This window comes from Micrococcus sp. EWR3.9.1 (assembly GCF_052615555.1).
In genome coordinates, this window is the sequence record NZ_JBQXFD010000001.1 from 18,111 (window position 1) to 43,398 (window position 25,288).

General features: G+C 73.2%; 27 protein-coding genes, 1 tRNA gene and 1 other RNA gene. 14 read left to right on the forward strand and 15 right to left on the reverse strand.

Annotated elements, in window-relative coordinates:
* Positions 1–5 precede the first annotated feature (5 nt).
* Positions 6–233: a heavy-metal-associated domain-containing protein gene (locus ACUJ8O_RS00095; RefSeq protein WP_440315393.1), complete on the reverse strand. Its 228-nt coding sequence runs from the start codon at positions 231–233 to the stop codon at positions 6–8.
* 189 nt (positions 234–422) lie between these two features.
* Here ACUJ8O_RS00095 and ACUJ8O_RS00100 point away from each other — a divergent pair, with 189 nt between their 5' ends.
* Both ACUJ8O_RS00100 and def read left to right on the forward strand, forming a co-directional pair.
* Positions 423–1,097, forward strand: a complete 675-nt coding sequence (locus ACUJ8O_RS00100) for a Crp/Fnr family transcriptional regulator (RefSeq protein ID WP_260849637.1) — start codon at positions 423–425, stop codon at positions 1,095–1,097.
* A gap of 95 nt (positions 1,098–1,192) precedes the next feature.
* Positions 1,193–1,834: a peptide deformylase gene (gene def / locus ACUJ8O_RS00105; protein WP_036312746.1), complete on the forward strand. Its 642-nt coding sequence runs from the start codon at positions 1,193–1,195 to the stop codon at positions 1,832–1,834.
* Positions 1,835–1,916: 82 nt separating this feature from the next.
* Here def and ACUJ8O_RS00110 read toward each other — a convergent pair whose 3' ends face one another.
* A complete protein-coding gene (locus ACUJ8O_RS00110) occupies positions 1,917–3,362 on the reverse strand; it encodes a glyceraldehyde-3-phosphate dehydrogenase (protein WP_036312749.1) in 1,446 nt (481 codons plus the stop codon).
* Between the two features lie 144 nt (positions 3,363–3,506).
* On the opposite strand from ACUJ8O_RS00110, the gene rnpB reads away from it, so the two are divergent.
* Positions 3,507–3,885: RNase P RNA component class A (rnpB, locus tag ACUJ8O_RS00115), an RNA gene on the forward strand.
* Positions 3,886–3,906: 21 nt separating this feature from the next.
* On the opposite strand, the gene ACUJ8O_RS00120 is transcribed toward rnpB, so the two are convergent.
* Positions 3,907–4,221, reverse strand: a complete 315-nt coding sequence (locus tag ACUJ8O_RS00120; RefSeq protein WP_036312752.1) for a hypothetical protein — start codon at positions 4,219–4,221, stop codon at positions 3,907–3,909.
* A 120-nt stretch (positions 4,222–4,341) separates the two neighbouring features.
* On the opposite strand from ACUJ8O_RS00120, the gene ACUJ8O_RS00125 reads away from it, so the two are divergent.
* Positions 4,342–5,139, forward strand: coding sequence for a YaaA family protein (locus tag ACUJ8O_RS00125; RefSeq protein ID WP_230282439.1), 798 nt, complete (start codon positions 4,342–4,344; stop codon positions 5,137–5,139).
* 34 nt (positions 5,140–5,173) lie between these two features.
* On the opposite strand, the gene ACUJ8O_RS00130 is transcribed toward ACUJ8O_RS00125, so the two are convergent.
* From ACUJ8O_RS00130 to ACUJ8O_RS00140, 3 genes are all read right to left on the reverse strand, one after another.
* The gene (locus ACUJ8O_RS00130; RefSeq protein WP_036312758.1) at positions 5,174–6,184 is read right to left on the reverse strand and encodes a reverse transcriptase-like protein; all 1,011 of its coding nucleotides are present in this window, start codon (positions 6,182–6,184) and stop codon (positions 5,174–5,176) included.
* An 81-nt stretch (positions 6,185–6,265) separates the two neighbouring features.
* Positions 6,266–7,000 (reverse strand): zinc ribbon domain-containing protein, encoded by a 735-nt coding sequence (locus tag ACUJ8O_RS00135; RefSeq protein WP_036312761.1) that lies wholly within the window; start codon positions 6,998–7,000, stop codon positions 6,266–6,268.
* Complete coding sequence (locus ACUJ8O_RS00140) at positions 6,997–7,926, reverse strand: Nif3-like dinuclear metal center hexameric protein (RefSeq protein ID WP_036312764.1); 930 nt, start codon at positions 7,924–7,926, stop codon at positions 6,997–6,999. The genes ACUJ8O_RS00135 and ACUJ8O_RS00140 overlap by 4 nt, the downstream gene beginning before the upstream one ends.
* A gap of 113 nt (positions 7,927–8,039) precedes the next feature.
* Here ACUJ8O_RS00140 and msrA point away from each other — a divergent pair, with 113 nt between their 5' ends.
* From msrA to epsC, 3 genes are all read left to right on the forward strand, one after another.
* Complete coding sequence (gene msrA, locus ACUJ8O_RS00145; protein ID WP_036312770.1) at positions 8,040–8,621, forward strand: peptide-methionine (S)-S-oxide reductase MsrA; 582 nt, start codon at positions 8,040–8,042, stop codon at positions 8,619–8,621.
* An 85-nt stretch (positions 8,622–8,706) separates the two neighbouring features.
* Entirely contained in the window at positions 8,707–9,642 is a 936-nt protein-coding gene (cysK, locus tag ACUJ8O_RS00150) for a cysteine synthase A (protein WP_020624781.1), read from the forward strand.
* 43 nt (positions 9,643–9,685) lie between these two features.
* Entirely contained in the window at positions 9,686–10,273 is a 588-nt protein-coding gene (gene epsC, locus ACUJ8O_RS00155) for a serine O-acetyltransferase EpsC (protein WP_036340179.1), read from the forward strand.
* A gap of 19 nt (positions 10,274–10,292) precedes the next feature.
* Here epsC and gndA read toward each other — a convergent pair whose 3' ends face one another.
* The 3 genes from gndA to ACUJ8O_RS00170 form a co-directional block, all read right to left on the reverse strand.
* Positions 10,293–11,855 (reverse strand): NADP-dependent phosphogluconate dehydrogenase, encoded by a 1,563-nt coding sequence (gndA, locus tag ACUJ8O_RS00160; RefSeq protein ID WP_036340176.1) that lies wholly within the window; start codon positions 11,853–11,855, stop codon positions 10,293–10,295.
* A 79-nt stretch (positions 11,856–11,934) separates the two neighbouring features.
* The gene (gene ppk2, locus ACUJ8O_RS00165; protein WP_036340172.1) at positions 11,935–12,849 is read right to left on the reverse strand and encodes a polyphosphate kinase 2; all 915 of its coding nucleotides are present in this window, start codon (positions 12,847–12,849) and stop codon (positions 11,935–11,937) included.
* Positions 12,850–13,053: 204 nt separating this feature from the next.
* On the reverse strand, positions 13,054–13,554 hold the full coding sequence (locus ACUJ8O_RS00170; protein WP_036312781.1) for a hypothetical protein: 501 nt from the start codon (positions 13,552–13,554) through the stop codon (positions 13,054–13,056).
* 138 nt (positions 13,555–13,692) lie between these two features.
* Here ACUJ8O_RS00170 and ACUJ8O_RS00175 point away from each other — a divergent pair, with 138 nt between their 5' ends.
* The gene (locus ACUJ8O_RS00175) at positions 13,693–14,277 is read left to right on the forward strand and encodes a hypothetical protein (protein ID WP_363931587.1); all 585 of its coding nucleotides are present in this window, start codon (positions 13,693–13,695) and stop codon (positions 14,275–14,277) included.
* Here ACUJ8O_RS00175 and ACUJ8O_RS00180 read toward each other — a convergent pair.
* The 5 genes from ACUJ8O_RS00180 to ACUJ8O_RS00200 form a co-directional block, all read right to left on the reverse strand.
* A complete protein-coding gene (locus ACUJ8O_RS00180; protein WP_061867838.1) occupies positions 14,264–14,608 on the reverse strand; it encodes an AzlD domain-containing protein in 345 nt (114 codons plus the stop codon). The two genes, ACUJ8O_RS00175 and ACUJ8O_RS00180, sit on opposite strands and share 14 nt — an antisense overlap.
* Complete coding sequence (locus tag ACUJ8O_RS00185) at positions 14,605–15,444, reverse strand: AzlC family ABC transporter permease (RefSeq protein WP_158183696.1); 840 nt, start codon at positions 15,442–15,444, stop codon at positions 14,605–14,607. Before ACUJ8O_RS00185 ends, ACUJ8O_RS00180 begins: the two co-directional genes overlap by 4 nt.
* Positions 15,445–15,519: 75 nt before the next feature.
* Positions 15,520–15,593: transfer RNA gene (locus tag ACUJ8O_RS00190), tRNA-Val, on the reverse strand.
* A 15-nt stretch (positions 15,594–15,608) separates the two neighbouring features.
* Positions 15,609–16,115 (reverse strand): redoxin domain-containing protein, encoded by a 507-nt coding sequence (locus tag ACUJ8O_RS00195; protein WP_036340162.1) that lies wholly within the window; start codon positions 16,113–16,115, stop codon positions 15,609–15,611.
* On the reverse strand, positions 16,108–16,539 hold the full coding sequence (locus ACUJ8O_RS00200; RefSeq protein ID WP_036340159.1) for a DUF3052 domain-containing protein: 432 nt from the start codon (positions 16,537–16,539) through the stop codon (positions 16,108–16,110). Before ACUJ8O_RS00200 ends, ACUJ8O_RS00195 begins: the two co-directional genes overlap by 8 nt.
* 254 nt (positions 16,540–16,793) lie before the next feature.
* On the opposite strand from ACUJ8O_RS00200, the gene aceE reads away from it, so the two are divergent.
* The 6 genes from aceE (at position 16,794) to fabF (ending at position 24,708) form a co-directional block, all read left to right on the forward strand.
* Positions 16,794–19,538, forward strand: coding sequence for a pyruvate dehydrogenase (acetyl-transferring), homodimeric type (gene aceE / locus ACUJ8O_RS00205; protein WP_445373029.1), 2,745 nt, complete (start codon positions 16,794–16,796; stop codon positions 19,536–19,538).
* Positions 19,539–19,662: 124 nt separating this feature from the next.
* Positions 19,663–20,865: a PucR family transcriptional regulator gene (locus ACUJ8O_RS00210; protein WP_044659134.1), complete on the forward strand. Its 1,203-nt coding sequence runs from the start codon at positions 19,663–19,665 to the stop codon at positions 20,863–20,865.
* Between the two features lie 106 nt (positions 20,866–20,971).
* Positions 20,972–21,895 carry an ACP S-malonyltransferase gene (locus tag ACUJ8O_RS00215; RefSeq protein ID WP_113914178.1) on the forward strand — a complete coding sequence of 308 codons (924 nt, stop codon included), beginning with the start codon at positions 20,972–20,974 and terminating at the stop codon, positions 21,893–21,895.
* A 32-nt stretch (positions 21,896–21,927) separates the two neighbouring features.
* On the forward strand, positions 21,928–22,980 hold the full coding sequence (locus ACUJ8O_RS00220; RefSeq protein ID WP_445373030.1) for a beta-ketoacyl-ACP synthase III: 1,053 nt from the start codon (positions 21,928–21,930) through the stop codon (positions 22,978–22,980).
* Between the two features lie 61 nt (positions 22,981–23,041).
* The gene (locus ACUJ8O_RS00225; protein WP_445373031.1) at positions 23,042–23,287 is read left to right on the forward strand and encodes an acyl carrier protein; all 246 of its coding nucleotides are present in this window, start codon (positions 23,042–23,044) and stop codon (positions 23,285–23,287) included.
* Between the two features lie 176 nt (positions 23,288–23,463).
* Positions 23,464–24,708, forward strand: a complete 1,245-nt coding sequence (gene fabF, locus ACUJ8O_RS00230; RefSeq protein ID WP_445373032.1) for a beta-ketoacyl-ACP synthase II — start codon at positions 23,464–23,466, stop codon at positions 24,706–24,708.
* 28 nt (positions 24,709–24,736) lie between these two features.
* On the opposite strand, the gene ACUJ8O_RS00235 is transcribed toward fabF, so the two are convergent.
* Complete coding sequence (locus ACUJ8O_RS00235) at positions 24,737–25,240, reverse strand: DUF3145 domain-containing protein (protein ID WP_036340144.1); 504 nt, start codon at positions 25,238–25,240, stop codon at positions 24,737–24,739.
* Between the last annotated feature and the right edge of the window lie 48 nt (positions 25,241–25,288).

A 25,288-nucleotide genomic window follows, 5' to 3' on the forward strand; every position in this document is an offset into this window, starting at 1 on the left:
CGGGGTCAGAAGGCCGACAGCCGGGCGGTGTAGCCGACCTTGGCGACGGCCTCGACGAGGTCCTGGGCAGTGGTGGTCTGCGGGTCGTGGTCGACCTCGATGCGCTGGGTCTCGAAGTGGACCTGCGCGCCGGTCACGCCGGGCAGGGCGTCGAGGGCCTTCTCGATCTTCCGGACGCACGAGGGGCAGCTGAAGCCCTCGGCGCGGAGCAGGGTGTGCGTGGTGGCGGTCATGGTCACTCCTGTGGGTCGTCACCGGCGCGGCCGCCGATGAGGCTGAGCGGACGGGCGGGCGCCCGGTCCGATCCCCGGCCTCCGGGGATGTCACTGACGCTACGAAGGGGTCGGCGGGTACGCCTTGACCGCGGTCAAGCCGCCGTGTGGGAGGCTGATGGCGTGCGTATGGACCTGCCCCTCGCCCCCATGGACGAACCAGAGCCGTGCGCGGCCCGGGTCCCGCTGTTCACCGGGCTGGATCTGGAGCAGCTGCGCCGGGTCTCCGCCCTGGCGCGGCCGCTCGTGCTCGAGGCCGGCGATGCCCTGCACCTGGCCGGTGACCGCACGGACCGCCTGTGCGTCGTGCACAGCGGCCGCCTGGCGCTGACGCTCGGCTCAGCGACCGGCCGGGAACGCGTGGTGCGGATGGTCGAGCCCGGCGACTCCGTGGGCGAGCACGAGTTCCTCACGGGCGAGCCGGCCCGGCACGGGGCGCGCGCCGTGGTCGCGACCCGCCTGTGCACCTTCTCCCACGCCGAGGTCGCCCGACTCCTGGCCGAGCATCCGGGCATCGGGGGACGCGTGATGCGGGCGCTGGCCGTCCGCCTGGCCGAGGCGGAACAACGGCTGGCATGGGAGCGTCAGCCTGTCACCGCGCGGATCGCCGGACATCTGCTCGGCCTGCCGGCCCTCCGGGACGAGGCCGACCTCGTCGTGGTGCTGGCCGCGCCGAAGAAGGACGTCGCCTCGCTGCTGGGCACCACCCCCGAGGCGTTCAGCCGCGGGCTGCGCCGCCTCGCCGACGACGGCCTGATCGCCATCGAGGGCCCGCGGGTGACGCTGCTGAACCCGGATGCGCTGGAGGCCCTTGCCGCGGAATGACCGCCGTCGTCGTGACGTCCCCGGCGGTAGGCTGGGGACTCCCCCCGTCCTCCTACCCACGCAGGCCCGCAGCCCGGGCCGGGAAGCGCAGTGCCATGGCCTCCATCCGTCCCATCACCGTCTACGGCGAGCCCGTGCTGCACAGGCGCGCGGCCGAGGTGGAGGTGATCGACGACGAGATCCGCGAGCTGATCGAGGACATGTACGTCACGCAGGACGCCGCGCACGGCGTGGGCCTGGCCGCCCCGCAGGTCGGGGTCGGGCTGCGGATCTTCACGTGGACGTTCCCGGACTCCGGCGACGCGCCGAACGTGGGCCACGTGATCAACCCCGTGCTGACCCACCTGGACAAGGCGCCGCGGGAGGACCCGCACCCGGACGAGCACACCGAGGGCTGCCTCTCGGTGCCCGGGCTCGGCTTCCCCCTGCAGCGCCCGACCCGCGTGCGCCTGTCCGGCCAGCGCGTGGACGGCGAGATGTTCGAGTTCGAGGCCGAGGGCTGGTTCGCGCGCATCATGCAGCACGAGTACGACCACCTCAACGGCACCCTCTACGTGAACCGGCTCGAGGGCAAGTGGCAGCGGCGCTGGAAGCGCGCGCAGCGGGCCGAGCGCCTGAACGTGCCCGGCGTGACGTGGCTGCCCGGTACCGACGAGGACCCCTTCGGCCATGACGCCGACGACCACGCGGACCACGAGCACGGCCCCGACGGCGACCACGGGGACGACGAGGCCTGAGCCTCGGCTCGAGGTCCGACCCGGTCGGCACACGACGACGGCCCGTCCCCTCCGCGGGGACGGGCCGTCGGTCGTCTGCGGGTCAGGCCTGCGGGAAGGCGGGGACCTGCTGGCCCGCCATCTTCTCCACCACGCGGATCACCTGGTGCGAGTAGCCGTACTCGTTGTCGTACCAGACGTAGAGGATCGCGTTCTTGCCGTCGTTGTTCACGAGGGTCGCCAGGCCGTCCACGACGCCGGCGCGGTCCGAGCCGACGAAGTCGGTGGACACGACCTCCGGGGAGTCCACGTAGCCGACCTGGCCGCGCAGGGGGCCGGTGAGGGACTCCTGCTTCAGGCGGGCGTTGAGCTCCTCCACCGAGGTGGGCTTGGTCAGCTCGAGGTTGAGGATGGCCATGGACACGTCCGGGGTGGGGACGCGGATGGCGTTGCCGGAGAGCTTGCCCTTGAGCTCGGGCAGGGCCTTGGCCACGGCCTTGGCGGCGCCGGTCTCGGTGAGGACCATGTTCATGCCGGCGGCACGGCCACGACGGGCGCCCTTGTGGAAGTTGTCCACGAGGTTCTGGTCGTTGGTGTAGGCGTGCACGGTCTCCACGTGGCCGTGGTCGATGCCGTAGTCGTCCTGGATGACCTTGAGCACCGGGGTGATGCCGTTGGTGGTGCAGGAGGCTGCCGAGACGATCGTGTCCTGGGGCGTGATGTCGTCCGAGTTCACGCCGAACACGATGTTCTTCATCTCGCCCTTGCCCGGGGCGGTCAGCAGAACCTTCGCGGCGCCCTTGGCCTGCAGGTGCTGGGACAGGCCCTCGTCGTCGCGCCAGCGTCCGGTGTTGTCGACGACCAGCGCGTCCTTGATGCCGTAGGAGGTGTAGTCCACCGTGGTCGGGTCGTTCGAGTAGATGACCTGGATCTCGGTGCCGTTGGCGGTGATCACGTCGCGGTCCTCGTCCACCACGATCGTCCCGTCGAACGGGCCGTGGATCGAGTCGCGGCGCAGCAGGGAGGCGCGCTTGATCAGGTCGTCCTCCGAGTTCTTGCGCACGACGACGGCACGCAGGCGCAGCTTGGAGCCACCGCCGGCGTGGTCGAGGAGGATGCGGGCCAGCAGGCGGCCGATGCGACCGAAGCCGTAGAGCACGACGTCCTGGGTCTCGCCCAGGCCCTCACCGGCCTTGCCCTTGACCTCGGCGAGCTCGGCGTCCAGGAAGGCCTGGACGTCCTGCCCCGAGGCCTTCTGCTTGGCGGCCAGCTCGGCCAGGTCGACGGTGGCGGCGCCCAGGTCCATCGCAGCCATCGCCTCGACCAGGGGGTAGGTGGACTCGACGCTCAGCGGGGCCTCCTGCACGCGGCGGGCGTAGCGGTGGGCCTTGATGATGTCGATCACGCCGCGGTTCACGAGGGAGCGCCCGTAGATCGAGGTGACCACGTTGTGCTCGCGGTACAGGGTGCCCAGCAGGGGGACCATCTTCTCCGCGAGCTTCTGCTGCGTGTTCCACTCAGGGGTCTGGGTCGAGGCGGTGTCTGCCACGGGAGTCCTTCCTTGAAACCTGGCGGGGCCGTCCTGGGCAGGCCCCATCCCCCGACCTCGTTGTCGGCGGACGCCTCCATTCTAAGTGAGGACACGTCCGGAGCGCCCCCGCGGCCTCGGCGGGGCGTAGACTGGTCGGTCGGGACGGATCGGCGGACGGCCGCGTGCCCCTGCGGGGGTGCGAGGAAAGTCCGGGCACCGCAGAGCAGGATGGTGGACAACATCCACCCGGGGCGACCCGCGGGCCAGTGCCACAGAGAGAAGACCGCCTCCGCGCCGCTGGCGCGGCGGTAAGGGTGAAAGGGTGGTGTAAGAGACCACCAGCGGCCCCGGTGACGGGGCCGGCTCGGTAAACCCCATCCGGTGCAAGGCCGAACAGGACGCGTCACGAGGGCTGCTCGCCCCAGCGTCCGGGTTGGCCGCTCGAGCCCGTCAGCGATGGCGGGCCCAGATGGATGGCCGTCACCTCGCGCGGGGCAACGCGCGCGAGGCACAGAACCCGGCTTACAGCCGGTCCGTCCCGCCTCACGGCCCCCGGCGAGGGTCAGAACCCCTCGTCGTCGAGGATCCGCTCGAACTCGAGCTCCACCACGTGCTCGCGCTCCCGCTTGTCCAGCAGGCGGTACCCGTACGACTCGCCGATCGAGACGACCTTCGCCAGGCTCGGGCGTCGCCGGTCCCGCGGCCATTCGAGCGTCACGCGGTCCTGCCCCGTGAAGGTGCGCTCCCGCAGGCGCTGCTCCAGAGCGGAGGCGTGCGTGCGCTCCCGCCCACTGGAGCGGATCCCGAGCCACACGGCGGCCGCGATCACGAGCAGGACGAACGGGTACACCACGCCGAACACGTTCATGGCGGTCATCGGGCGACTCCTGGGATGCGGGGCGGCTGTGCGGACCCCACCACTGTGCCAGGTCCGGACGACGACGTCGGCCCGGCCCGTCCGCGCGTCGGTCCGGGGGCGCCTGGCTAGGCTGGCCCGGTGCTGATCCTGCTGCCGCCCTCCGAGGGCAAGACCGCGCCCCGCTCCGGGGCCCCGCTCGACCTCGATGCCCTCGCGTTGGCCGATGACGCCGCGGTGACGGGCGCCCGCGCGGACCTGCTCACGCGGCTCGCCGCGGTCTCGGCCGCCCCGGATGCCCTGGCGGCTCTCGGCGTCGGGGCGTCGCTCACCGGCGAGGTCGAGGCGAACACGCGCCTGGCCGTCGCCCCCGCCGCGCCCGGTCACCGGGTGTTCACGGGCGTGCTCTTCGATGCGCTCGACCACGCCTCCCTGTCCGCGGCGGCGAAGCGCCGCGCCCGCGCGTCCGTGCTGGTCTTCTCCGCGCTGTTCGGCGCCACCGCGCTGGCGGACCGGATCCCCGCCTTCCGGCTGCCCGTCGGCGCGAAGCTGCCGGGGCTGCCCGGGCTGGCCGCGCACTGGCGCCCCGTCCTGACCCCCGCCCTCGACGCGCTCGCCGCACGGGACGGCGGGCCCGTCGTCGACTGCCGCTCCGGCGGCTATGCGGCCCAGTGGCGGGCACCGGCGGAGCGGACCCTCGCAGTGGACGTGTTCCAGCTGCGCGACGGCCAGCGTACGGTCGTCTCGCACTTCGCCAAGCACACCCGCGGCCTCGTGGCCCGCGCGCTCCTGGAGGCGGGGGCGCGGGAGACCTCGACGCTGGACCGCGTGGCGGACGTGGTCGCGCGGGCCGGGGACGGCCACGGCTGGGAGGTCGAGCTGGCCCGGCCGTCCGGCGCGAAGCCCGGCGCGCTGCGGGTGATCCTGCCCGAGGGGTGACCCCGGGCGAGGCGCGGTCTGCCCGGACGCGGCCTCAGTCCTCGACGGCCACCAGCTCCACCTCGAAGCCGTCCGCGGTCTCGAGGTAGGCGGCGTAGTGGTCCGCTCCCCCGGCGTGCGGGTGGCGGTCCTCGAAGAGCAGGCGGAACCCCCGGTCGCGCGCGGCGGCGGTGAGCTCGTCCACGCGGGCGCGCGATCCGGCCCGGAAGGCCAGGTGGTTCAGGCCCGGGCGGGTGCGCTCGTGGGCGCCCGCGGCGACGTCGGGCCCGGCCTCGAGCACGAGGTACTCCCCCGCCCCCTGGTACGTCCGGCCCTCGGCCCACCCCTCGCCCGGCACGTAGCCGAGCTCGCCGAACAGCCAGCCGAGGCTCGCCTCGGCCGCCGCGAGGTCGGCGACCCAGATCTCCACGTGGTGCAGCCGGCCCGTGGGCGCGGGCGCCGGGGTCGCACCCTCCGGCGAGGCGACGGCGTCGGGCCCGTCCGCCTCCACGGCCCGGACGTCCGCGTCCGCGTCGAGGCCGGACCCGGCCACCGCCGATGCGGGGGTCGTGGACGCCTCCGCGGCGGTCGACCCCGCGGCCGCGGGGGCCGCGACCGGCACCTCGGACGCGCCCGCGTCCCATTGGCCGCCCCGCGCGCCGGCGTCCATGGCCTCGTTGGAGAGGCGGTCGGCGTCCTTGTTCCGGTTGCGCGGGATCCATTCGTAGGTGACGCGCTCGGGGGGCAACACGGACCGGGCCTCGGCCGCGAGGCGCCGCATGTCCTCGTGCTTGATCTTCCACCGCCCGGACATCTGCTCCACCACGAGCTTGGAGTCCATCAGCACGTGCACCCGCGCCTCGGGGTCGAGGTCCCGGGCCATCCGCAGCCCGGCCACGAGCCCGGAGTACTCGGCCACGTTGTTCGACGCCTTCCCCAGCGGGGCGGCGTCGGTCCGGAGGATCTCGCCCGTGGCCGGGTCGCGCACCAGGGCACCATAGCCGGCGACGCCGGGGTTGCCCCGCGACCCGCCGTCGGCCTCCACCTGCAGGACTCGTCCGCTCACCGTGCGCCTCCTCGTGTCCGTGGTCGCGCCGTCCGACGCGGCCCCCCACTCTACTGATCGCGCCGGGGGCGGGGCCCGGGGTCAGTCCCGGATGAGGATGGCGCCGGACTCGGGGCAACGGGCGACGGCGGCCGGCGGGAGGGCCCGGATGCGCGCGACCTCCGCGGGCGACAGCTCCGTGCCCGCGGCCGCGGACCGGTTCCCGACGAGCCGGGCCGCGCCGATGCCGCCGTTGCGCTCCCGCGCCTGCTCGTACAGGGCCAGCAACGACGCGGGGAACTCCGCGGCCAACGCCGCCCGGCGCTGGATGAGGTCCCGGCCACGCTGGGTCACGGCCTGCCCCACGCGGCGCACCTCCGCCGCGCGGGCCTCGACCTCGTCCCGCGCCTGCTCCAGAGCAGCCTGGCCCTTCACGAGCCGGGACTCGGCGGCGTCGGCGGCCTCCATGGCCTCGAGGGCCGCGGCCTCGTGATCATCGAGCAGCGCGGTGAGCGTATCGTCCTCGTGCTGCATGGCCTGCAGCTCCTTGGACCCGCCCTGGCCCGCTTCGAGCCGCTCTCGGGTCCGGTCCCGACGGGCGCGGGTGGCGGCGGCCCTCTCGGTGGCCTCGGCCCCCGCCCGGTCGGCGGTGCGGGCGGCGTCCTGCAGACCGGGCAGCGCCTCCTCGAACTCCTGCGCACGGGCGCGCAGCCGGGCGTGCTCCGGGTCCGCCTTGAGCCGACGGACGGCGGCGCGGGCCTGATCCAGGGCCGTGTCGAGCTCCTGCAGCTCCAGCAGCCGGGCTTGGACCGCCGGCGGTGCGGTGACCTCACTCACGCGTGACTCCCCTCGTCGGCCCGCTCTCCCCCGACCAGGAAGTCCCAGGGGTCGCTGCGGTGATCTGAGAACAGGGTGGTGACGCCCAGTCCCCGCTCCGCCAGGGCAGCCTCCAGGGCGCGGGCGCCGTGCTCGAGCCACAGGGACTCGCTCGCCCAGTGCGAGACGTCCACGAGCGCAGGACGCCCCTCCCCCGTCGCGGCCGTCTCCCGGGCCTCCGAGGCCGGGTGGTGGCGCAGATCGGCGGTCACGTAGACGTCCGCACCGGACGCGCGGACCGCGTCGAAGAGGCTGTCTCCGGCACCGCCGCACACGGCGACGCGGCGGATGCGCTGGGCGGGGTCGCCCGCCACGCGCACGCCGCCGGCCGTGGCGGGCAGCGCCGCGTGCACGGCCCGGGCGAAGGCGGCCAGGTCGGTCTCCTCGGGCAGGTCGCCCACCCGGCCGATGCCTTCGGCCCCGGTGCCGGCGGCGGAGGCCGTCAGGGGCGAGAGCGCTCCGGTGACGCCGACGGCACGGGCCAGCACGTCCGAGACGCCGTCCACGACGACGTCGGCGTTGGTGTGCGCGGCCAGCAGGGCGATGCGGTGCTCGATCAGGGTGTGCAGCAGGCGGCCCTTCGCGGCGGCGGCGTGTCCGACGGCGGCGACGGACGAGGTCCCGCGCAGCAGGAGCGGGTGGTGGGTGACCACGAGGTCGGCCCCGCGGGCGACGGCCTCGTCGGCCACGGCCTGCACGGGATCCAGCGCCCACAGGACGGTCCGCACCGGGGCCTCCGGGCGCCCGGCCACCGGCCCGACGGCGTCCCACGGCTCCGCCAGCTCCCGCGGCCACAGCCCCTGGACGACCTCGAGGACCTGCCCGAGCGTCGGCGGGGCCAGGGCATGCACCGGCGAGACGGGGACGGTGGGACGGGACACGGTCATACCGGCCATGATGGCCCACCCGGCCCGGGCACGCACGACCCGGCGGCCCTGGGTGAGGGCACGGCGCGGCGCCGTCGGGAATGAAAAGCGCGGGCCGCGTTGCTGTGCCTGCCATGACCGACTCCCCCCGTACCGAGCCCCTCGGCGCCTCCGACGCGCCCGCCGACGTCCGCGAGCTGACGCTCGCCGGCGGCTGCTTCTGGTGCCTCGACGCCGTCTACCGTCGCGTGCGGGGCGTGCTCGCCGTCGAGTCCGGCTACACCGGAGGCGACGACCCCGCCCCGAGCTACGAGTCCGTGTGCACCGGGACCACCGGCCACGCCGAAGCGGTCCGCGTGCGCTTCGACGCCGCCGTCGTGCCGCCCGAGGTGATCATGGATCTGTTCTTCACCGGCCACGACCCCACGTCGTTGAACCGCCAGGGGGCCGACGTCGGCACCCAGTACCGATCGGCCGTCTTCGCCCACGACGAGGCCGAGGCCCGGTTCTTCGCGGACGAGATCGCCCGGGCGCAGGCGAACTATGACAGCCCCATCGTCACACGCGTCGAGCCGGCGTCCGCGTGGCACCCGGCCGAGGACATTCACCAGGACTTCTATGCGCGGCGCCGTTCCAACGGATACTGCCGTGTGGTCATCGATCCGAAGCTCGCGAAGGTGCGCCGGAACTACTCCGCGTGGCTCGTGGACGCCTGAGCGGCGCCGCGGCTCGATAGCCTGACGCAGGAACACCCACTAGATCGCCCGCGCCCCGAGGCGCACCACCACCGGAGGTATCACCATGGCCCGCATCCTTGACGACATCACCCAGGCGGTCGGCAACACGCCCCTGGTCCGGCTGAACCGCCTCGCGCAGGACCTGCCCGGCGACGTCGCCGTGAAGGTCGAGTTCTACAACCCGGCCAACTCGGTGAAGGACCGCATCGGCACCGCCATCGTCGACGCCGCGGAGGCGGCCGGCGAGCTGACCCCCGGCGGCACCATCGTGGAGGGCACCTCCGGCAACACCGGCATCGCCCTGGCCATGGTCGGCGCGGCGCGCGGCTACCGCGTGATCCTGACCATGCCTGAGACCATGTCCACCGAGCGCCGCGTGATGCTCAAGGCGTTCGGCGCCGAGATCGTGCTGACCCCCGGTGCAGACGGCATGCGCGGCGCCCTCGAGCGCGCCCAGGAGATCGTCCGCAGCACCCCGAACTCCATCTGGGCCCAGCAGTTCGCGAACCAGGCCAACGTCCAGGCCCACTACACGGGCACCGGCCCGGAGATCTGGGACGCGTCCGAGGGCGCCGTGGACGTGTTCATCGCCGGCGTCGGCACCGGCGGCACCATCACGGGCGCGGGCCGGTACCTGCGCGAGCAGAAGCCGGACGTGAAGCTCATCGCCGTCGAGCCGGCCGACTCCCCCATCCTCTCCGGTGGCCAGGCCGGCCCGCACAAGATCCAGGGCATCGGCGCGAACTTCGTGCCCGAGATCCTCGACACCGACCTCTACGACGAGGTCTACCCGGCCACCTTCGAGGAGTCCATCGAGACCGCCCGTCGGCTCGGGACCGAGGAGGGCATCCTCGGCGGCATCTCCACCGGCGCGATCATCTCGGCCGCCCTCAAGGAGGCCGCCAAGCCCGAGTCCGAGGGCAAGCTGATCGTCGCCATCGTGTGTGACTTCGGCGAGCGCTACATCTCCACCGCCCTCTTCGAGGACATCCGCGGCTGACCGCCGCCCGCTCACCGACCGCACCGACCCGAAGGGGCCGCCCGTGGGACTGTTCTCCCGCATCAAGGAAGACATCGCGACCGTCCGCAGCCATGACCCGGCGGCGCGCGGTGACCTCGAGGTGGCCCTCGTCTACTCGGGTCTGCACGCCGTGTGGGCGCACCGCGTCGCGCACCGGATGTGGCGGCACGACCGGCTGAAGATGCCCGCGCGCGTGCTCTCGCAGGTCACGCGCGCGGCCACGGGCATCGAGATCCACCCCGGCGCGTCGATCGGTCGTCGGTTCTTCATCGACCACGGCATGGGCGTCGTGATCGGCGAGACCGCGGAGATCGGCGACGACGTGATGCTGTACCACGGGGTCACCCTCGGCGGCCGCTCCCTGGCCAAGGTGAAGCGGCACCCCACGCTGCGCGACGGCGTCGTGGTGGGGGCCGGCGCCAAGATCCTCGGACCCGTCGAGATCGGGGAGGGAACGGCGGTGGGCGCCAACGCCGTCGTCGTGAAGGACACCCCCGCCGACGCGATCGCCACCGGCGTGCCGGCCACCGTCCGACCGCGCAAGGGCCCGTCCGAGGGCAAGCCGCTCGTGGACCCCGCGGAGTACGTGGACCCGGCCCTCTGGATCTGAGGGCCGGGTCCACGCCGGGTCAGTCCTGCGTGGGGTCGCCCTCGGTCGGCTGCGGCATGACCACGGGCACGCCCTCGCCGTCGACCTCGGTGCGGTCGCCGGACCACAGCGTGTGGAACGAGCCCTCGCGGTCCACGCGCAGGTAGGTGTGGGCGCCGAAGTAGTCGCGCTGGCCCTGCACGAGGGCGGCCGGCAAGCGGTCGGCCCGCAGGCCGTCGTAGTACGCCAGGGCCGAGGAGAACACCGGGACCGGCACGCCCGCGGCGACGGCGGTGCCGACGACGCGGCGCCAGGCCGGCAGGGCCTCGGCGATCGCCTGGGCGAACTCGGGGGCGAAGAGCAGGTTGAGCGGCTGGCCGGGGGCGCGGGTGCCCGGCGCCGGATGGCGGGAGGTGTCGCGGCCGCCGAAGGCCTGCATGATCACGTCGAGCAGGTCGGCGCGGATGATGCAGCCGTCCCGCCACAGCGAGGCGATGGTGCCCAGGTCCAGCGACCAGCCGTACTCCTCGGCGGCGGCCGCGAGCATGTCCATGCCCTGCGCGTAGGCCACGAGCTTGGAGGCGAACAGCGCCTGGCGCACGTCCTCCACGAACGCGTCCGTGTCCTGCGGGGCGCGCTGCGCCTCCTCGTCGACGCCGGCCGCGAGGGTCTCACGGGCGACCTCGCGCACCGCGCGCTGAGAGGACAGCGAGCGGGCGAAGACGGACTCGGCGATCGCGGCCACCGGGGAGCCGACGTCGAGACCCGAGATCGCGGTCCAGCGGCCGGTGCCCTTCTGCCCGGCCTCGTCCACGATCACGTCCACGAGCGGGCGGCCCGTGGCCGCGTCCACCTGCGCGAGCACCTCGGCCGTGATCTCGATGAGGTAGGAGGCCAGGTCGGTCTGGTTCCACGCCGTGAACACCTCGGCCTGCTCGGCGGGCTCGAGGCCGCCCACACGGCGCAGCAGGTCGTAGGCCTCGCCGATGACCTGCATGTCCGCGTACTCGATGCCGTTGTGGACCATCTTCACGTAGTGGCCGGCGCCGTCCGTGCCGACCCAGGCGCAGCACGGCTCCCCCTCAAACTGCGCGGCGATCTTCTCGAGCATCGGGCCGAGGGCCTCGTAGGACTTCTCCGGACCGCCGGGCATGATCGCCGGACCGTGCAGGGCACCCTCCTCGCCGCCGGAGACACCGACGCCCACGAAGTGCAGGCCCTTCTCGGCGAGGGCCGCCTCGCGGCGGCGGGTGTCCTCGAAATGGGAGTTGCCGGCGTCGATGACGATGTCGCCCTCGTCCAGCAGGGGGACGAGTTGGTCGATGACGGCGTCCACGGGGGCGCCCGCCTTGACCATGATGAGCACCCGGCGCGGCACGGCGAGGGACTGCACGAGCTCGGCGAGCGTCTCCGTCGCCACGAACGCGCCCTCGTCACCGTGCTCGGCCACGAGCTGGTCCGTGCGGGCCCGGCTGCGGTTGTGCAGGGCCACCGTGTAGCCGTGGCGGGCGAAGTTGCGCGCGAGGTTCGCGCCCATCACCGCCAGGCCCGTGACGCCGATGTCGGCGGCGCCGACGGGGACGGTGGTGGTCTGCTCGGTCATCGCGGGGGCCTCCTGTGGCTCGGACGGTGGGACGGGCCGTGCCGGACACGGACCCGCCCCCAGCCTACGTCGACCGCGGTCAGTCCCCCACGGCGTCGCGGCCGCGGCGCACGATCAGCGGGTCCGGGGTGCCGACGACCTCGTGGTCCTTGCCCTCGTACTCGAACTGGGACAGGAAGTAGCGCATCGCGTTGAGGCGGGCCCGCTTCTTGTCGTTGGAGCGGATGGAGATCCACGGGGCGTGGTCCGTGTCCGTGTGGAGGAACATGGCCTCCTTGGCCTCCGTGTACGCCTCCCAGCGGTCCAGGGACTCGAGGTCCATGGGCGAGAGCTTCCACTGGCGGACCGGGTCGATCTGGCGGATCGCGAAGCGCGTGCGCTGCTCGGTCTGTGTCACGGAGAACCAGAACTTGGTGAGGTGGATGCCGTCGTCCACGAGCATCTTCTCGAACAGCGGCACCTGGTTCATGAAGCGGCGGTACTGCTCGTCCGTGGCGAAGCCCATCACGCGCTCGACGCCGGCGCGGTTGTACCACGAGCGGTCGAACAGCACGATCTCGCCCGCCGTGGGGAAGTGCTGGATGTAGCGCTGGAAGTACCACTGGCCGAGCTCGCGGTCCGAGGGCTTGTTGAGGGCCACGACGCGGGCGGTGCGGGGGTTCATGTGCTCGGTGAAGCGCTTGATGGTGCCGCCCTTGCCGGCGGCGTCGCGGCCCTCGAAGACGATGATGTGGCGCTGGCCGGTGTCCTCGCCCCAGTACTGCAGCTTGAGCAGTTCGATCTGCAGGCGGTACTTCTCCAGCTCGTACTCCTCGCGCGTCATGCGCGTCTCGTACGGGTAGTCCTCTTTCCACGTCTCCACGGCACGGCCCTGCGGATCGATCAGGTCGGGATCGTTGGTGTGGCCGTCCGAGACGGTGTAGCCGCCGTCGCGCAGCTTGTCGATGAACTCGCGCAGGTTCTCGCGGGGGGCGTCGGGCTGCAGCAGCTCCATGGACCGTCTCCTTCACTGGGTGCGTCACCGTGCCCGCCCGTCCCCTCCTCGGTACGACGGAGGCGGGCCGCGGCCTGTGCTCTTCACACCATTATGGGTGGGCGGCGGACGAGGAAGCCGGGCCCGGCAGCGCAGCCGGGTGAACAGCAGGTGAACCCTGGGAGGCGAACGGTCACGACCCCGGGCCGACGAACGCCGGCCGGCTCAGCCGCGCGGGCCGACGCCCAGGAGCTCGTCGATCGCCGCGACGGCGGCACGCGCCGCGTCGACGTCGGCGAACTGGGCGACGGCGTCGTCGTACCGGCGGTGCCCGGGAAGCTTGAGGCCGACGGAGGCGCCGTCCGTGGCGGGGAGGATCCAGATCCGGCCGCGCGGCTCGACGTCGCGCTGCTCGGCCACGTCGGCCTCCTCGAACTCGCGGTCGTAGCCGGCCCACTCGATACCGGGCCGCGGGGTGTCGGCACCGTCGAGGACGTCACGGCCGCCCATGCGCAGACAGGTGACGGACTGCAGGAGCGCGTCCAGGGTGCGGGCGGCGGCCTTGCCGGCCAGCTCGTCCTGGAAGAGGGCGAGGATGGACCATTGCCCGTCCTGGAGGAAGAGCATGGTCTGCTGCGCCTCGCCCCCGGTGATGACGGCGAGGTGACGGGCGGCGCCGTCGGGACGTGCGGGCAGCTTCCAGAAGCCGAGGGGGGTCGCGGACATGCGCTCCACCCTAGTGCGCCCCGGACGCCGACGACGCGCCGCCGCCCGGCCCCTGCCCCGCATCCCGGGTTGAGTTGTCGCGGGTGCGCGGGCCCGTCACCCGCGACAACTCAACCCGGGATGCGGGAGGGTGGGCCGATGGGCCTGCTCCGCGACCTCCTCACCCGCCGCTCCGCCCGCGACCGCTCCTCCGACCCGCCGGCGACGCTCGGCCGACACCTCGACAACGCCGCGGCGATCGTGGCCGCCGCACGCCGGGCGGACGTTCCCCTCGCGGTGGCGGCGGCCCTGGCCGAGCTCGAGTCCGGTGGCCGGAACGTCTTCGGGCACGACGCCGGCGGCGTGCACAGTGCCCCGCGCGGGACGGACGTCCCCGTGACCCGGGAGCGCTACGAGGAGCTCGTGGCCCGGGTGGCGCAGGGTGAGACGTCGAACGGGGTGGGGCCCGCGCAGATCACGTGGCCGCCGTACTTCGCACAGGCGGCCGAGCGCGGCCTCCGCCTGTGGGAGCCGGAGGACAACCTGGCCTTCGGGCTGGAGATCCTCCGCGGGCACCTGCGTGGCGACCTCTCCGCGGAGGGGATCGCCCGGGCGGGGACGCTCTACAACGCCGGGACACTCGCCCACGGCGTCACCGCCTACGGCAGGCGCCTCGCCGCGGCGAGCCGCGCGTGGGCCGAACGCCTGGGCGAACCCGCCCCGCCGCCGCTCAGGCCAGGTTGACCAACAGCACGTAGGCCAGCGTGCCGGAGGCGATCGAGACCAGGGTCCGCCGCCCGGCCAGCAGATGCACGACGACCGTCACCGCCGCCGCGATCAGCGCGTGGGCCACCCGCGTCCCGTCCACGGGCTCTCCGGGGGCCAGCGCCGCGGCGTCGAGCAGCATCACCAGGGCCAGGATGGTCAGCACGCCGGCGGGCATCCACACCGCCAGCCGCGCGGCGAGCACGGACTCCCGCAACGGCTGCAGCAGGGCGAACGGCAACGCGCGCAGGCAGAAGGTCACGAGGCCCGCGACGACGGCCGCGGCCACCAGGTACGCGGCGCCGGTCATCGGGGGTCCTCCCCGGCGCCGGGCTCGGCATCCGTGCCGGCCCGCTCCCCCGTCGCGGCGACGACGGGCACCGGTCCGGTGACGGGCACGGGCTCGGGCAGCGGCAGGGCGGTCCCGCGTGCGGCGAGCACGTGGAACGCGATCAGCACCGCGGCGTAGAGGGCGAAGGCGACGACGAGCACCTGCGCCGGCGCCAGCAGCAGGGCCACCCCGACGGCGACCGCGGCCGCCAGCACGAGGGGCAGCTGGGCCCGCGTGCGGGCGGCGTCCATGGCGAGCACGATGAAGAGGGCGACGAGCGCGAACTCCAGGCCCTCCACCGGTCCGGGCAGCAGCCAGGCCACGGCCACCCCGGCGAGGCCCCCGAGCACCCAGTACGCATGCAGCGCGACCTGCATGGCGACCAGTCGGGGGCCGGTCCAGCCGCGAGGCCGGGCGGCGGCGATGGCGTAGGCCTCGTCGATCAGGGCGCCCATCGAGTAGATCCGCGCGAAGCGCCCCCGGACCACGCGCAGCGGGAAGCTGAACGCATAGAACACGTGGCGGAAGTTCACCAGGAACACCGTCACGGCGATCGTGAGCAGCGGGGTGCCCGCCACCACCAGCGAGACGAGCAGCAGCTCGACGGACCCGGCGAACACGACCACGGAGAACAGGGGTGCGACCCACGCGGGCAGCCCGGCCTGGACCACGAGCATCCCGAAGGCCATGCCCAGCGGGAACAGGCCGAGGCCGGCGCCCAGCGTCACGGCGACGCCGGAGCGCACCTCGGCCCACCGCGAGGGCGGAGCGGAGGCGCGCGAGGACGCTGACGAGGAGCCCATGATGGTGAGCATGCTCTCATAGGCGCCTGACGGGCGGTCGGCATGACGGAGCCGCGGCGTCACGCCGTGTCATGGCCCCGCGATCGGTGCACCCGGAGGGACTCGAACCCCCGACCCTCTCGGTGTAAACGAGATGCTCTGACCGACTGAGCTACGGGTGCCGGTGTCCGTCCAGGCTACCGGTGAGCGAGCAGGTCGCGCGTCGCCGCCTCGTGCTCGCTCCGGGTGCGTGCCTGTCCCGGGGCGGCGACCACGCGCGCGGCCTCGACCCCGTCCGCGTCGAGCAGCACGGAGACGCGGCGGGGCCGCCCGGTCTCCACGTCGAAGACGTCGAGGGCACGGCAGGCCGCGCCGTGGGGCCAGAAATCGGAGAGCAGGGTGAGCGGCTCCGGCAGTGCCAGCTCCTCGCGGACGCGGCGCAGCACGGGGGCGGCATCACACGAGACCACGCGGACAGCCACATCGTCGACCGCCACGTCCTCGGCGAGCGCCCCGAGCCAGCCGAGCTCGTCCGTGCACACCGGCGTGAACGCCCCGGGCAGGAAGACGAGCCACGTGCCCCGCGGCCCGGCGGCGTCCTGGGGCCCGCGCGTCGGCGGCCACGGCCACGTCTGGCCGTGGTCGTCGCGCAGCGCGGGGACGACGTCGGCGCCCCGCGTCCCGCCGGACGGGGGCTCAGCCACCGCGCTTCTGGACGAGCTTCTGAGCGGCCCAGTCCTCGGAGGCACCGGCCCCGGTGGTGGCGTGCAGGCCCGCGGTGGAGGCGGCCTCGGCGACGTCCGCCGGGCTGACGTGGCCGGGGCGCCCCTTGCGGGGGGTCATGATCCAGACGGGGCCGGCATCGAGGGAGCGCTGGGCGTCCACGAGGGCGTCCGCGAGATCCATGACGTCGCCGTCGTCCGCGCGCCACCAGAAGAGGACCGCGTCCGCCGGCTCCTGGTCGTCCTCGGTCAGCAGCTCCTCGCCGAGCGCGTCCTCGAGCGCGTCGCGGAAGGTGACGTCGACGTCGTCGTCGTACCCCCACTCCTGCACCAGGTCGCCCCTCGAGAGGGCGAGCTCCGCCAGCAGGGCGCTGTCCGTCGAGGTCGGCGTCGACCCAGCCTGCATAGTGTCCGGTCCTCCTTGATGGTGGCGGGCACTGCGGCCCGCGCCGTCGAGCGGGTGATGATGACCACCATACGCCGTGGACGCCGCCGTTCCGGGGCCTCCGGCCGGGCGGACGCGGCGGCTCCGGTCTACTCTGGGGAGGAACAGACGCACTCTCCGGGCGACGCGCCCGGCTCGGCGTCGCGGGCCCGGACCGGATCGTCTGCCCGCAGCCCACCGCGGAGCACCCCTCCGCACGAGAACCAGGAGGCACCGTGAGCGCAGCTGAAGAGAGCTCGCAGATCCGCAGCGGTCTGACCGACCAGCTCCCGGACAAGGATCCGCAGGAGACGTCGGAGTGGATCGAGTCCCTCGACGGACTCATCGAGGAGCGCGGCACGGAGCGGGCGCAGTACATCATGCGCTCCCTCATGCAGCGCGCGAGCGCCCAGTCCGTCGCCCTGCCCTACGTGACCACCACGGACTACGTGAACACGATCCCGGCGGACCAGGAGCCGGAGTACCCGGGCGACGAGGAGCTCGAGCGCCGCTACCGCAACTACCTGCGGTGGAACGCCATGGCCCTGGTGCAGCGCGCCCAACGCGTCGGCGTCGGCGGCCATATCTCCTCCTACGCAGGCCAGGCGACCCTCTACGAGGTGGGCCTGAACCACTTCTTCCGCGGCCAGGACCACCCGGGCGGCGGCGACCACATCTTCTTCCAGGGCCACTCCTCGCCGGGCAACTACGCCCGAGCCTTCCTCGAGGGCCGCCTGACCGAGGAGGACCTCGACGGCTTCCGCCAGGAGAAGTCCCGCCAGGGCCACGGCCTGCCCTCCTACCCGCACCCGCGGATGATGCCGCACTTCTGGCAGTACCCCACCGTGTCCATGGGCCTGGGGCCGATGAACGCCATCTTCCAGGCGCAGACCAACCGGTACCTGCACAACAACGGCATCAAGGACACCTCCGACCAGCACGTGTGGGCCTTCCTCGGCGACGGCGAGATGGACGAACCGGAGTCGCGCGGCCAGCTGCACATCGCGGCCAACGACAAGCTCGACAACCTCACCTTCGTCATCAACTGCAACCTGCAGCGTCTCGACGGGCCGGTGCGCGGCAACGGCAAGATCGTCCAGGAGCTGGAGTCCTACTTCCGGGGCGCCGGCTGGAACGTCATCAAGGTCCTGTGGGGCCGCGAGTGGGATCCGCTGCTCGAGGCCGACGACGAGGGCGAGCTCGTGCGCATCATGAACGAGACGCTCGACGGCGACTACCAGACCTACAAGGCCGAGTCCGGCGGCTTCGTGCGCGACCACTTCTTCGGCCGGTCCTCCGTCACCAAGGAGATGGTGGCGGACATGACCGACGACGAGATCTGGGGCCTCAAGCGTGGCGGCCACGACTACAAGAAGGTGTACGCCGCCTACAAGGCCGCCATGGAGCACAAGGGCCAGCCCACCGTGATCCTGGCCCACACCATCAAGGGCTACGGCCTGGGCAAGTCCTTCGAGGGTCGCAACGCCACGCACCAGATGAAGAAGCTGACGGTGGACGACCTCAAGGTGTTCCGGGACCGCCACCGCATCCCGATCTCGGACGAGCAGATCGAGAAGGACCCGTACGACATCCCGTACTACCACCCGGGCGCCGACGCTCCGGAGATCACGTACATGATGGAGCGGCGCAAGGAGCTGGGCGGCTTCGTGCCGGAGCGGCGCAGCGACTACCACGCGATCCCGCTGCCTCCGGAGTCCGCGTACAAGCAGGCTCGCAAGGGATCGGGCAAGCAGCAGGCCGCCACGACCATGGCGTTCGTGCGCCTGCTCAAGGACCTGATGCGGGACAAGAACATGGGACCGCGCTTCGTGCCGATCATCCCGGACGAGGCCCGCACCTTCGGCATGGACTCGTTCTTCCCGACCGCGAAGATCTACAACCCCAAGGGCCAGAACTACCTGTCCGTGGACCGGGATCTGTTCCTGTCCTACAAGGAGTCCCCGCAGGGGAAGATCTACCACGTCGGCATCAACGAGGACGGCGCCACCGCGGCATTCAACGCGGTCGGCACGGCGTACTCCACGCACGGCGAGCCGATGATCCCGGTGTACATCTTCTACTCGATGTTCGGCTTCCAGCGGACCGCGGACAACATCTGGGCCGCAGGCGACCAGCTCGCGCGCGGCTTCATGATCGGCGCCACCGCCGGGCGCACCACCCTCGCCGGCGAGGGCACCCAGCACATGGACGGTCACTCCCCCGTCCTGGCGTCCACGAACCCGGCCGTGAAGCACTACGACCCGGCGTACTCGTACGAGATCGCCCACATCGTGCGCCAGGGCCTGGAGGACATGTACGGCGACCACGACCGCGGGGACGACGTCCGCAACGTCATCTACTACCTCACGGTGTACAACGAGCCGATCACCCACATCGAGGAGCCCGAGGGCCTCGACGTGGAGGGCCTGCTCAAGGGCATCTACCGCCTCTCCGAGGGCCAGGGCGACGGCCCGAAGGTCCAGCTCCTGGGCTCCGGCGTCTCCGTGCCGTGGGCGCTCGACGCCCAGCGGATCCTCTCCGAGGAGTGGGGCGTGAACGCCTCCGTGTGGTCGGTGACCTCCTACAACGAGCTGTACCGCGACGCCGTCGCGGCGGAGAAGGACGCCCTGAAGGACCCGTCCGCCACCCCGCGCGTGCCCTACGTGACGCAGGCGCTGCAGGGGGCCGAGGGCCCGATCGTGGCCACCTCGGACTACTCCACCTCGTGGACGAACCAGATCCGCCCGTTCGTGCCGAACCGCTTCTCGGCGCTCGGCGCCGACGAGTTCGGCTTCGCGGACACCCGCGCCGCCGCCCGTCGGTACTTCCTCATCGACACCCACTCGATGGTGGTCCGCGCGCTGCAGCTCCTCGAGGAGGAGGGCGAGGTCGAGCGGGGCACGGCCGCGAAGGCGCACGAGAAGTACCGCCTGGACGACGTCAACGCCGGCACCACCGGCATCGCGGGCGGCGACGCCTGACCCGCATGCCGCGGGGAGGCCGACGCCCTCCCGTCCCGACGCCGGCCGCTCGCCTCCGCCAGGGAGGCGAGCGGCCGGCGTCGTCGCTGTAGGAACCCCACAACACGCGCCTAGGATGAAGCGCATGCCCGAGCCCCGCCCCGCCGCCCCTCGCCCCGTGAGCACCGACGGGCTGGCCCGCCTCAGGAGCCACCTGGGGGCCCTGAACACGGCGGTGCTGCAGCGGCTGGACGCCACCCTGCCCTGGTACCGCCGACTCACCCCGGACGAGCGCAGCGCCCTCGGGCTCGTGGCCCAGCGCGCCCTGCAGGGCTTCCTCACGTGGTTCGAGCGGCCCACCTCCACGGGCCACGTCCTGCAGGACGTCTTCGGGCCCGCGCCCACCGATCTCACCGGGGCGATCTCGCTGCAGCGGGCCCTCCAGCTCATCCGGACGATGGTGGACGTCGTCGAGACGCGGGTGCCGGAGCTGCTGGCCGAGCGCGACCAGGCGCCCGTCCGCGAGCACATCCTCCACTACTCGCGCGAGGTCGCGTTCGCGCTCGCAGACGTGTACGCCCGGGCCGCGGAGATGCGCGGAGCGATGGACTCGCGGCTCGAGTCGGTCCTGCTGGACGCGGTGCTGCGCGGGCAGGACCCGGACGAGATCCGGCACCGGGCCACCGCGCTGGGCTGGCGTGGGGACCACGACGTGATGGTCATGGCGGGTCTCGCCCCGGGGCAGGACAAGCCCGCGTTCATCCCGGACCTGCGGCGGGCCGCGGCGAGGCTCGACTGCGACCTGCTCGTGGGCGTGCAGTCCGAACGGCTCGTCCTCGTGGTCGGCTCGGTGCGGGACGCGCGGGCGGTGGGCGAGGCGCTCGCGCCCTGGTTCGCGCCGGGACCGGTGATCGTGGGACCCGTCGTGGACTCGCTGGTCTCGGCGCACGTCTCGGCGCGGCACACCCTCGCCGGGCTCAGCGCCGCGGCCGCCCACCCCCGGGCGAGCCGGCCCACCCCGGCGGAGGACCTGCTGCCCGAGCGGGCGCTGCTGGGCGACCCCACGGCCCGGGAGGCCCTCGTGGACGGGGTGTTCACGCCCCTGGCCGACGCCGGCACCTCCCTGCTGGAGACCGTGGACGCGTACGGCGCGCTGGGCCACTCGCTCGAGGGCACGGCCCGCGAGCTGTTCGTCCACGCGAACACCGTGCGGTACCGCCTCAAGCGGGTGGCTGAGGTGACCGGCTGGGACCCGCTGGTCCCCCGCGACGCGTACGTCCTGCAGACCGCGATCACCCTGGGCCGGCTCGCGGGGGCGCGGCAGACGACCGGGGACGGGTCGGACTGAGCCGGGGCGGCGCACACCCCCGCTTGTAGAAACCCTCCAAACCGACTCGCCGTGCTTCGTGGCGCGATCTGCCCGGGATGGCGGCCGATCCTGACACGATGGAGGAATGCTTGCCATCGTGTGCCCCGGACAGGGGTCCCAGACGCCCGGCTTCCTCGCCCCCTGGCTCGAGCTGGACGGGACCCGCGACCTGCTCGCATCCCTCTCCGACGCCGCGGGCGTGGACCTGATCCGCCACGGCACTGAGTCGGACGAGGAGACCATCAAGGACACCGCCGTCGCCCAGCCGCTGATCGTGGCGGCCGGCCTCGTGGCCGCCGCGGCCCTCGAGGCGGACGCCGCCGCACCGAAGTCGACCGTCGTGGCCGGCCACTCCGTGGGCGAGGTCACCGCGGCCGCCGTCACCGGCGTGCTGTCCCCCGCCGAGGCCCTCTCCCTGGTGCGCGTGCGCGCCACCGGCATGGCCCGGGCCGCCGCGGCCACGCCCACGGGCATGGCCGCCGTCGTGGGTGGGGACCAGGACGAGGTCCTCGCGGCCATCGACGCGGCGGGCCTGACGCCCGCCAATGTCAACGGCGCCGGCCAGATCGTCGCCGCCGGCACCGCGGAGGCCCTCGGCGCGCTCGCCGAGTCCGCCCCCGCCCGCGCCCGCGTGATCCCGCTCAAGGTGGCCGGCGCGTTCCACACGGAGCACATGCGCCCCGCCGTGGACGACCTCGCGGCCCACGTCGCCGGCCTCTCCCCCTCGGACCCGCGCCTGCCCCTGCTGTCCAACCGGGACGGCGAGGCCGTCGAGTCCGGCACGGACGTGCTCGCCCGGATCGTGGACCAGGTCACCCGCCCGGTCCGCTGGGACCTGTGCATGGCGACCATGGCCACGCGGCAGGTCACGGGCGTCCTGGAGCTGCTGCCCGGTGGCACACTGACCGGACTGGCCAAGCGCGGTCTCAAGGGCACCGCGCAGCTCGCCGTGAAGACCCCCGAGGACCTGGACGCCGCGCGGGCGTTCCTGGCCGAGCACTCGGCCTGAACCCCGCGCACCGCCCGGCAGAGAGAAGCACCATGACCGTCACCCTGAAGCAGCACGAGCGCCCCGCGGCCAGCCGCATCGTGGCCGTGGGCGCCTACCGCCCGGCGAACCTGGTCCCCAATGAGGACCTCGTCGGCCCCATCGACTCGTCGGACGAGTGGATCCGCCAGCGCACCGGCATCGTCACGCGCCAGCGCGCCACGGCGGAGGAGACCGTGCCCGTCATGGCCGTGGGCGCCGCCCGGGAGGCCCTCGAGCGGGCCGGCCTGCAGGGCTCGGACCTGGACGCCGTGATCGTCTCGACCGTCACCTTCCCGCACGCCACCCCCTCGGCCGCGGCCCTCGTGGCGCACGAGATCGGCGCCACCCCGGCGCCCGCCTACGACGTCTCCGCCGCGTGCGCCGGCTACTGCTACGGCGTCGCGCAGGCCGACGCGCTCGTGCGCTCCGGCACCGCGCGGCACGTGCTCGTGGTCGGCGTCGAGCGCCTCTCCGACGTCGTGGATCCCACGGACCGCTCCATCTCCTTCCTCCTGGGCGACGGCGCGGGCGCCGTGATCGTGTCGGCCGCGGACGAGCCGGGCATCTCCCCCTCGGTGTGGGGTTCGGACGGGGAGCGCTGGTCCACGATCTCCATGACGCACTCGCAGCTGGAGCTGCGCGATGCCGTGGAGCACGCCCGCACCACGGGCGACGCCTCGGCGATCACCGGCGCGGAGGGGATGCTCTGGCCCACGCTGCGCCAGGACGGGCCCTCCGTCTTCCGCTGGGCCGTGTGGTCGATGGCGAAGGTGGCCCGCGAGGCCCTCGACGCCGCGGGCGTGGAGCCCGAGGACCTCGCCGCGTTCATCCCGCACCAGGCCAACATGCGGATCATCGACGAGTTCGCCAAGCAGCTGAAGCTGCCGGAGTCCGTCGTCGTGGCCCGGGACATCGCGGACGCCGGCAACACGTCGGCCGCGTCCATCCCGCTGGCCATGCACCGTCTGCTGGAGGAGAACCCCGAGCTCTCCGGCGGCCTGGCCCTGCAGATCGGCTTCGGCGCCGGGCTGGTCTACGGCGTCCAGGTGGTCCGCCTCCCCTGAGGCGGCGCCGTCTGATTCACTGTCCACGTACACCTCACACCCCTACCGAAGGAGACGCCCCATGGCTTCCAAGGAAGAGATCCTCGCCGGCCTCGCCGAGATCGTGAACGAGGAGACCGGTCTCGACACCGCCGAGGTGCAGCCGGAGAAGTCCTTCACGGACGACCTGGACATCGACTCGATCTCGATGATGACCATCGTGGTCAACGCCGAGGACAAGTTCGGCGTGAAGATCCCGGACGAGGAGGTCAAGAACCTCAAGACCGTCCAGGGCGCCGTCGACTTCATCGACGGCGCCCAGGCCTGATCGGCCCACGACGGCGGCGGGCCCGGCCCGTCCCGTCCCCTCGGTGAGCGCCGGGGGCGCGTGAGCGCCCCCGGCCCCGCCACCCTCGACTTCCGGCACCCCGGCGAGCGCCGCGCGTCGTGCCGACGACTCCCCCTCCGCCCGATCCCCACTCGAGACCCAGAGGCAGCAGACCCATGACCCGCACCGCAGTGATCACCGGCCTCGGCGCCACCACGCCCATCGGCGGCGACGTGCCCACCTTCTGGTCCCACGCCCTGCAGGGCGTCTCCGGTGCGCGCACCATGGAGCACGACTGGGTGGAGAAGTACGAGCTGCCCGTCACCTTCGCGGCCGAGCTGGCCGTGCCCACCTCAGAGGTCCTCTCCAAGGTGGAGCAGAAACGCCAGGACCCGGTCACCCAGATGGCGACCGTCGCCGCGCGCGAGGCCTGGAAGGACGCCGGCCTCGAGGGCGCGGAGGTCGACGGCGACCGGCTCGCCGTGGCCTTCGGCACCGGCATCGGCGGCGTGTGGACCCTCCTGGACGGCTGGGACACCCTGCGCGAGCGCGGCCCGCGCCGCGTGCTGCCCATGACCGTCCCGATGCTCATGCCCAACGGCGCCGCCGGCGCGCTCTCCCTCGAGTTCGGCGCCCGTGCCGGCGCCCGCACGGTGGTGTCCGCGTGCGCCGCCGGCACCGAGGCGCTCGAGACCGCGCTGCTGCTCGTCCGCTCCGGCCAGGCCGACGTCGTGATCTGCGGCGCCGCCGAGGCCGCCGTGCACCCGCTGCCGATGGCCGCGTTCGCCGCGATGCAGGCGCTGTCCAAGCGCAACGACGACCCGCAGGCCGCGTCCCGCCCCTACGACGTGGACCGCGACGGCTTCGTCCTCGGTGAGGGCGCCGGCGTCATGGTGATCGAGTCGGAGGAGCACGCGAAGGCCCGCGGCGCGCGCGTGTACGCCGAGCTGGCCGGCGCGGGCGTCAGCTCCGACTCCCACCACATCACCGCGCCCGAGCCCGAGGGCCTGGGCGCGACCCGTGCGATGCGCGCCGCCCTGAGGTCGGCCGACATCACCCCCGAGGACGTGTGCCACGTGAACGCCCACGCGACGTCCACACCCAAGGGCGACGCCCCGGAGTACCTGGCCATGCGGGCCGTGTTCGGCGACCACCTGGACCAGGTGCAGGTCTCGGCCACGAAGTCCCAGACCGGCCACCTGCTGGGCGCCTCGGGCGCGATCGAGTCGATCCTGTCCGTGCTCGCCGTGCACCACGGCCAGGCGCCCGTGACCATCAACCTGGACCACCAGGACCCGGAGATCCCGCTGAACGTGGTCACCGGCTCCCCCGCCCGCCTGCCCGAGGGGCCGCGCGTGGCCGTGAAGAACTCGTTCGGGTTCGGCGGCCACAACGCGGTGGCCGTGTTCCGCAGCGTCTGAGCCGGAGCGCCGCCGGCCGGGCGAAGGCTCAGACAGCGCGGTGCAGCCAGCGCACGTTGGCGTGGGCGGCGGCCAGCCGGAACGGCTCGAGCTCATCGTCCCAGGCCTCGCCGAGCGCGAGGGAGAGTTCGTGCATCAGCACGCTGGGGTCGCCCGCACCGGCCTCGTAGGCGTACCGGATGCGGTCCTCGGAGACCATGATGTTGCCGGAGACGTCCGTGGTGGCGTGGAAGATGCCGAGGTCCGGGGTGTGGGACCAGCGCGAGCCGTCGACCCCGGCGGACGGCTCCTCCGTGATCTCGAAGCGCAGGTGCGGCCAGCCACGCAGGGCGGAGGCCAGACGCGCGCCGGTGCCGGCGGGCGCCGTCCAGTGCACCTCGGCGCGGTGCTGGCCGGGCGCGACCGGCTGACCCTCCCACTCCACCGAGGTCGCGGGGCCGAGCACGGAGCTCAGCGCCCACTCCACGTGGGGGCAGAGGGCGGTGGGGGCGGAGAGGATGTGGACCACGCCGCGGGTATGGGTGCTGGTCATGGATGCCTCCGAGGGTGCGATGCGGTGCGTCTTCCCCTACGACCACGT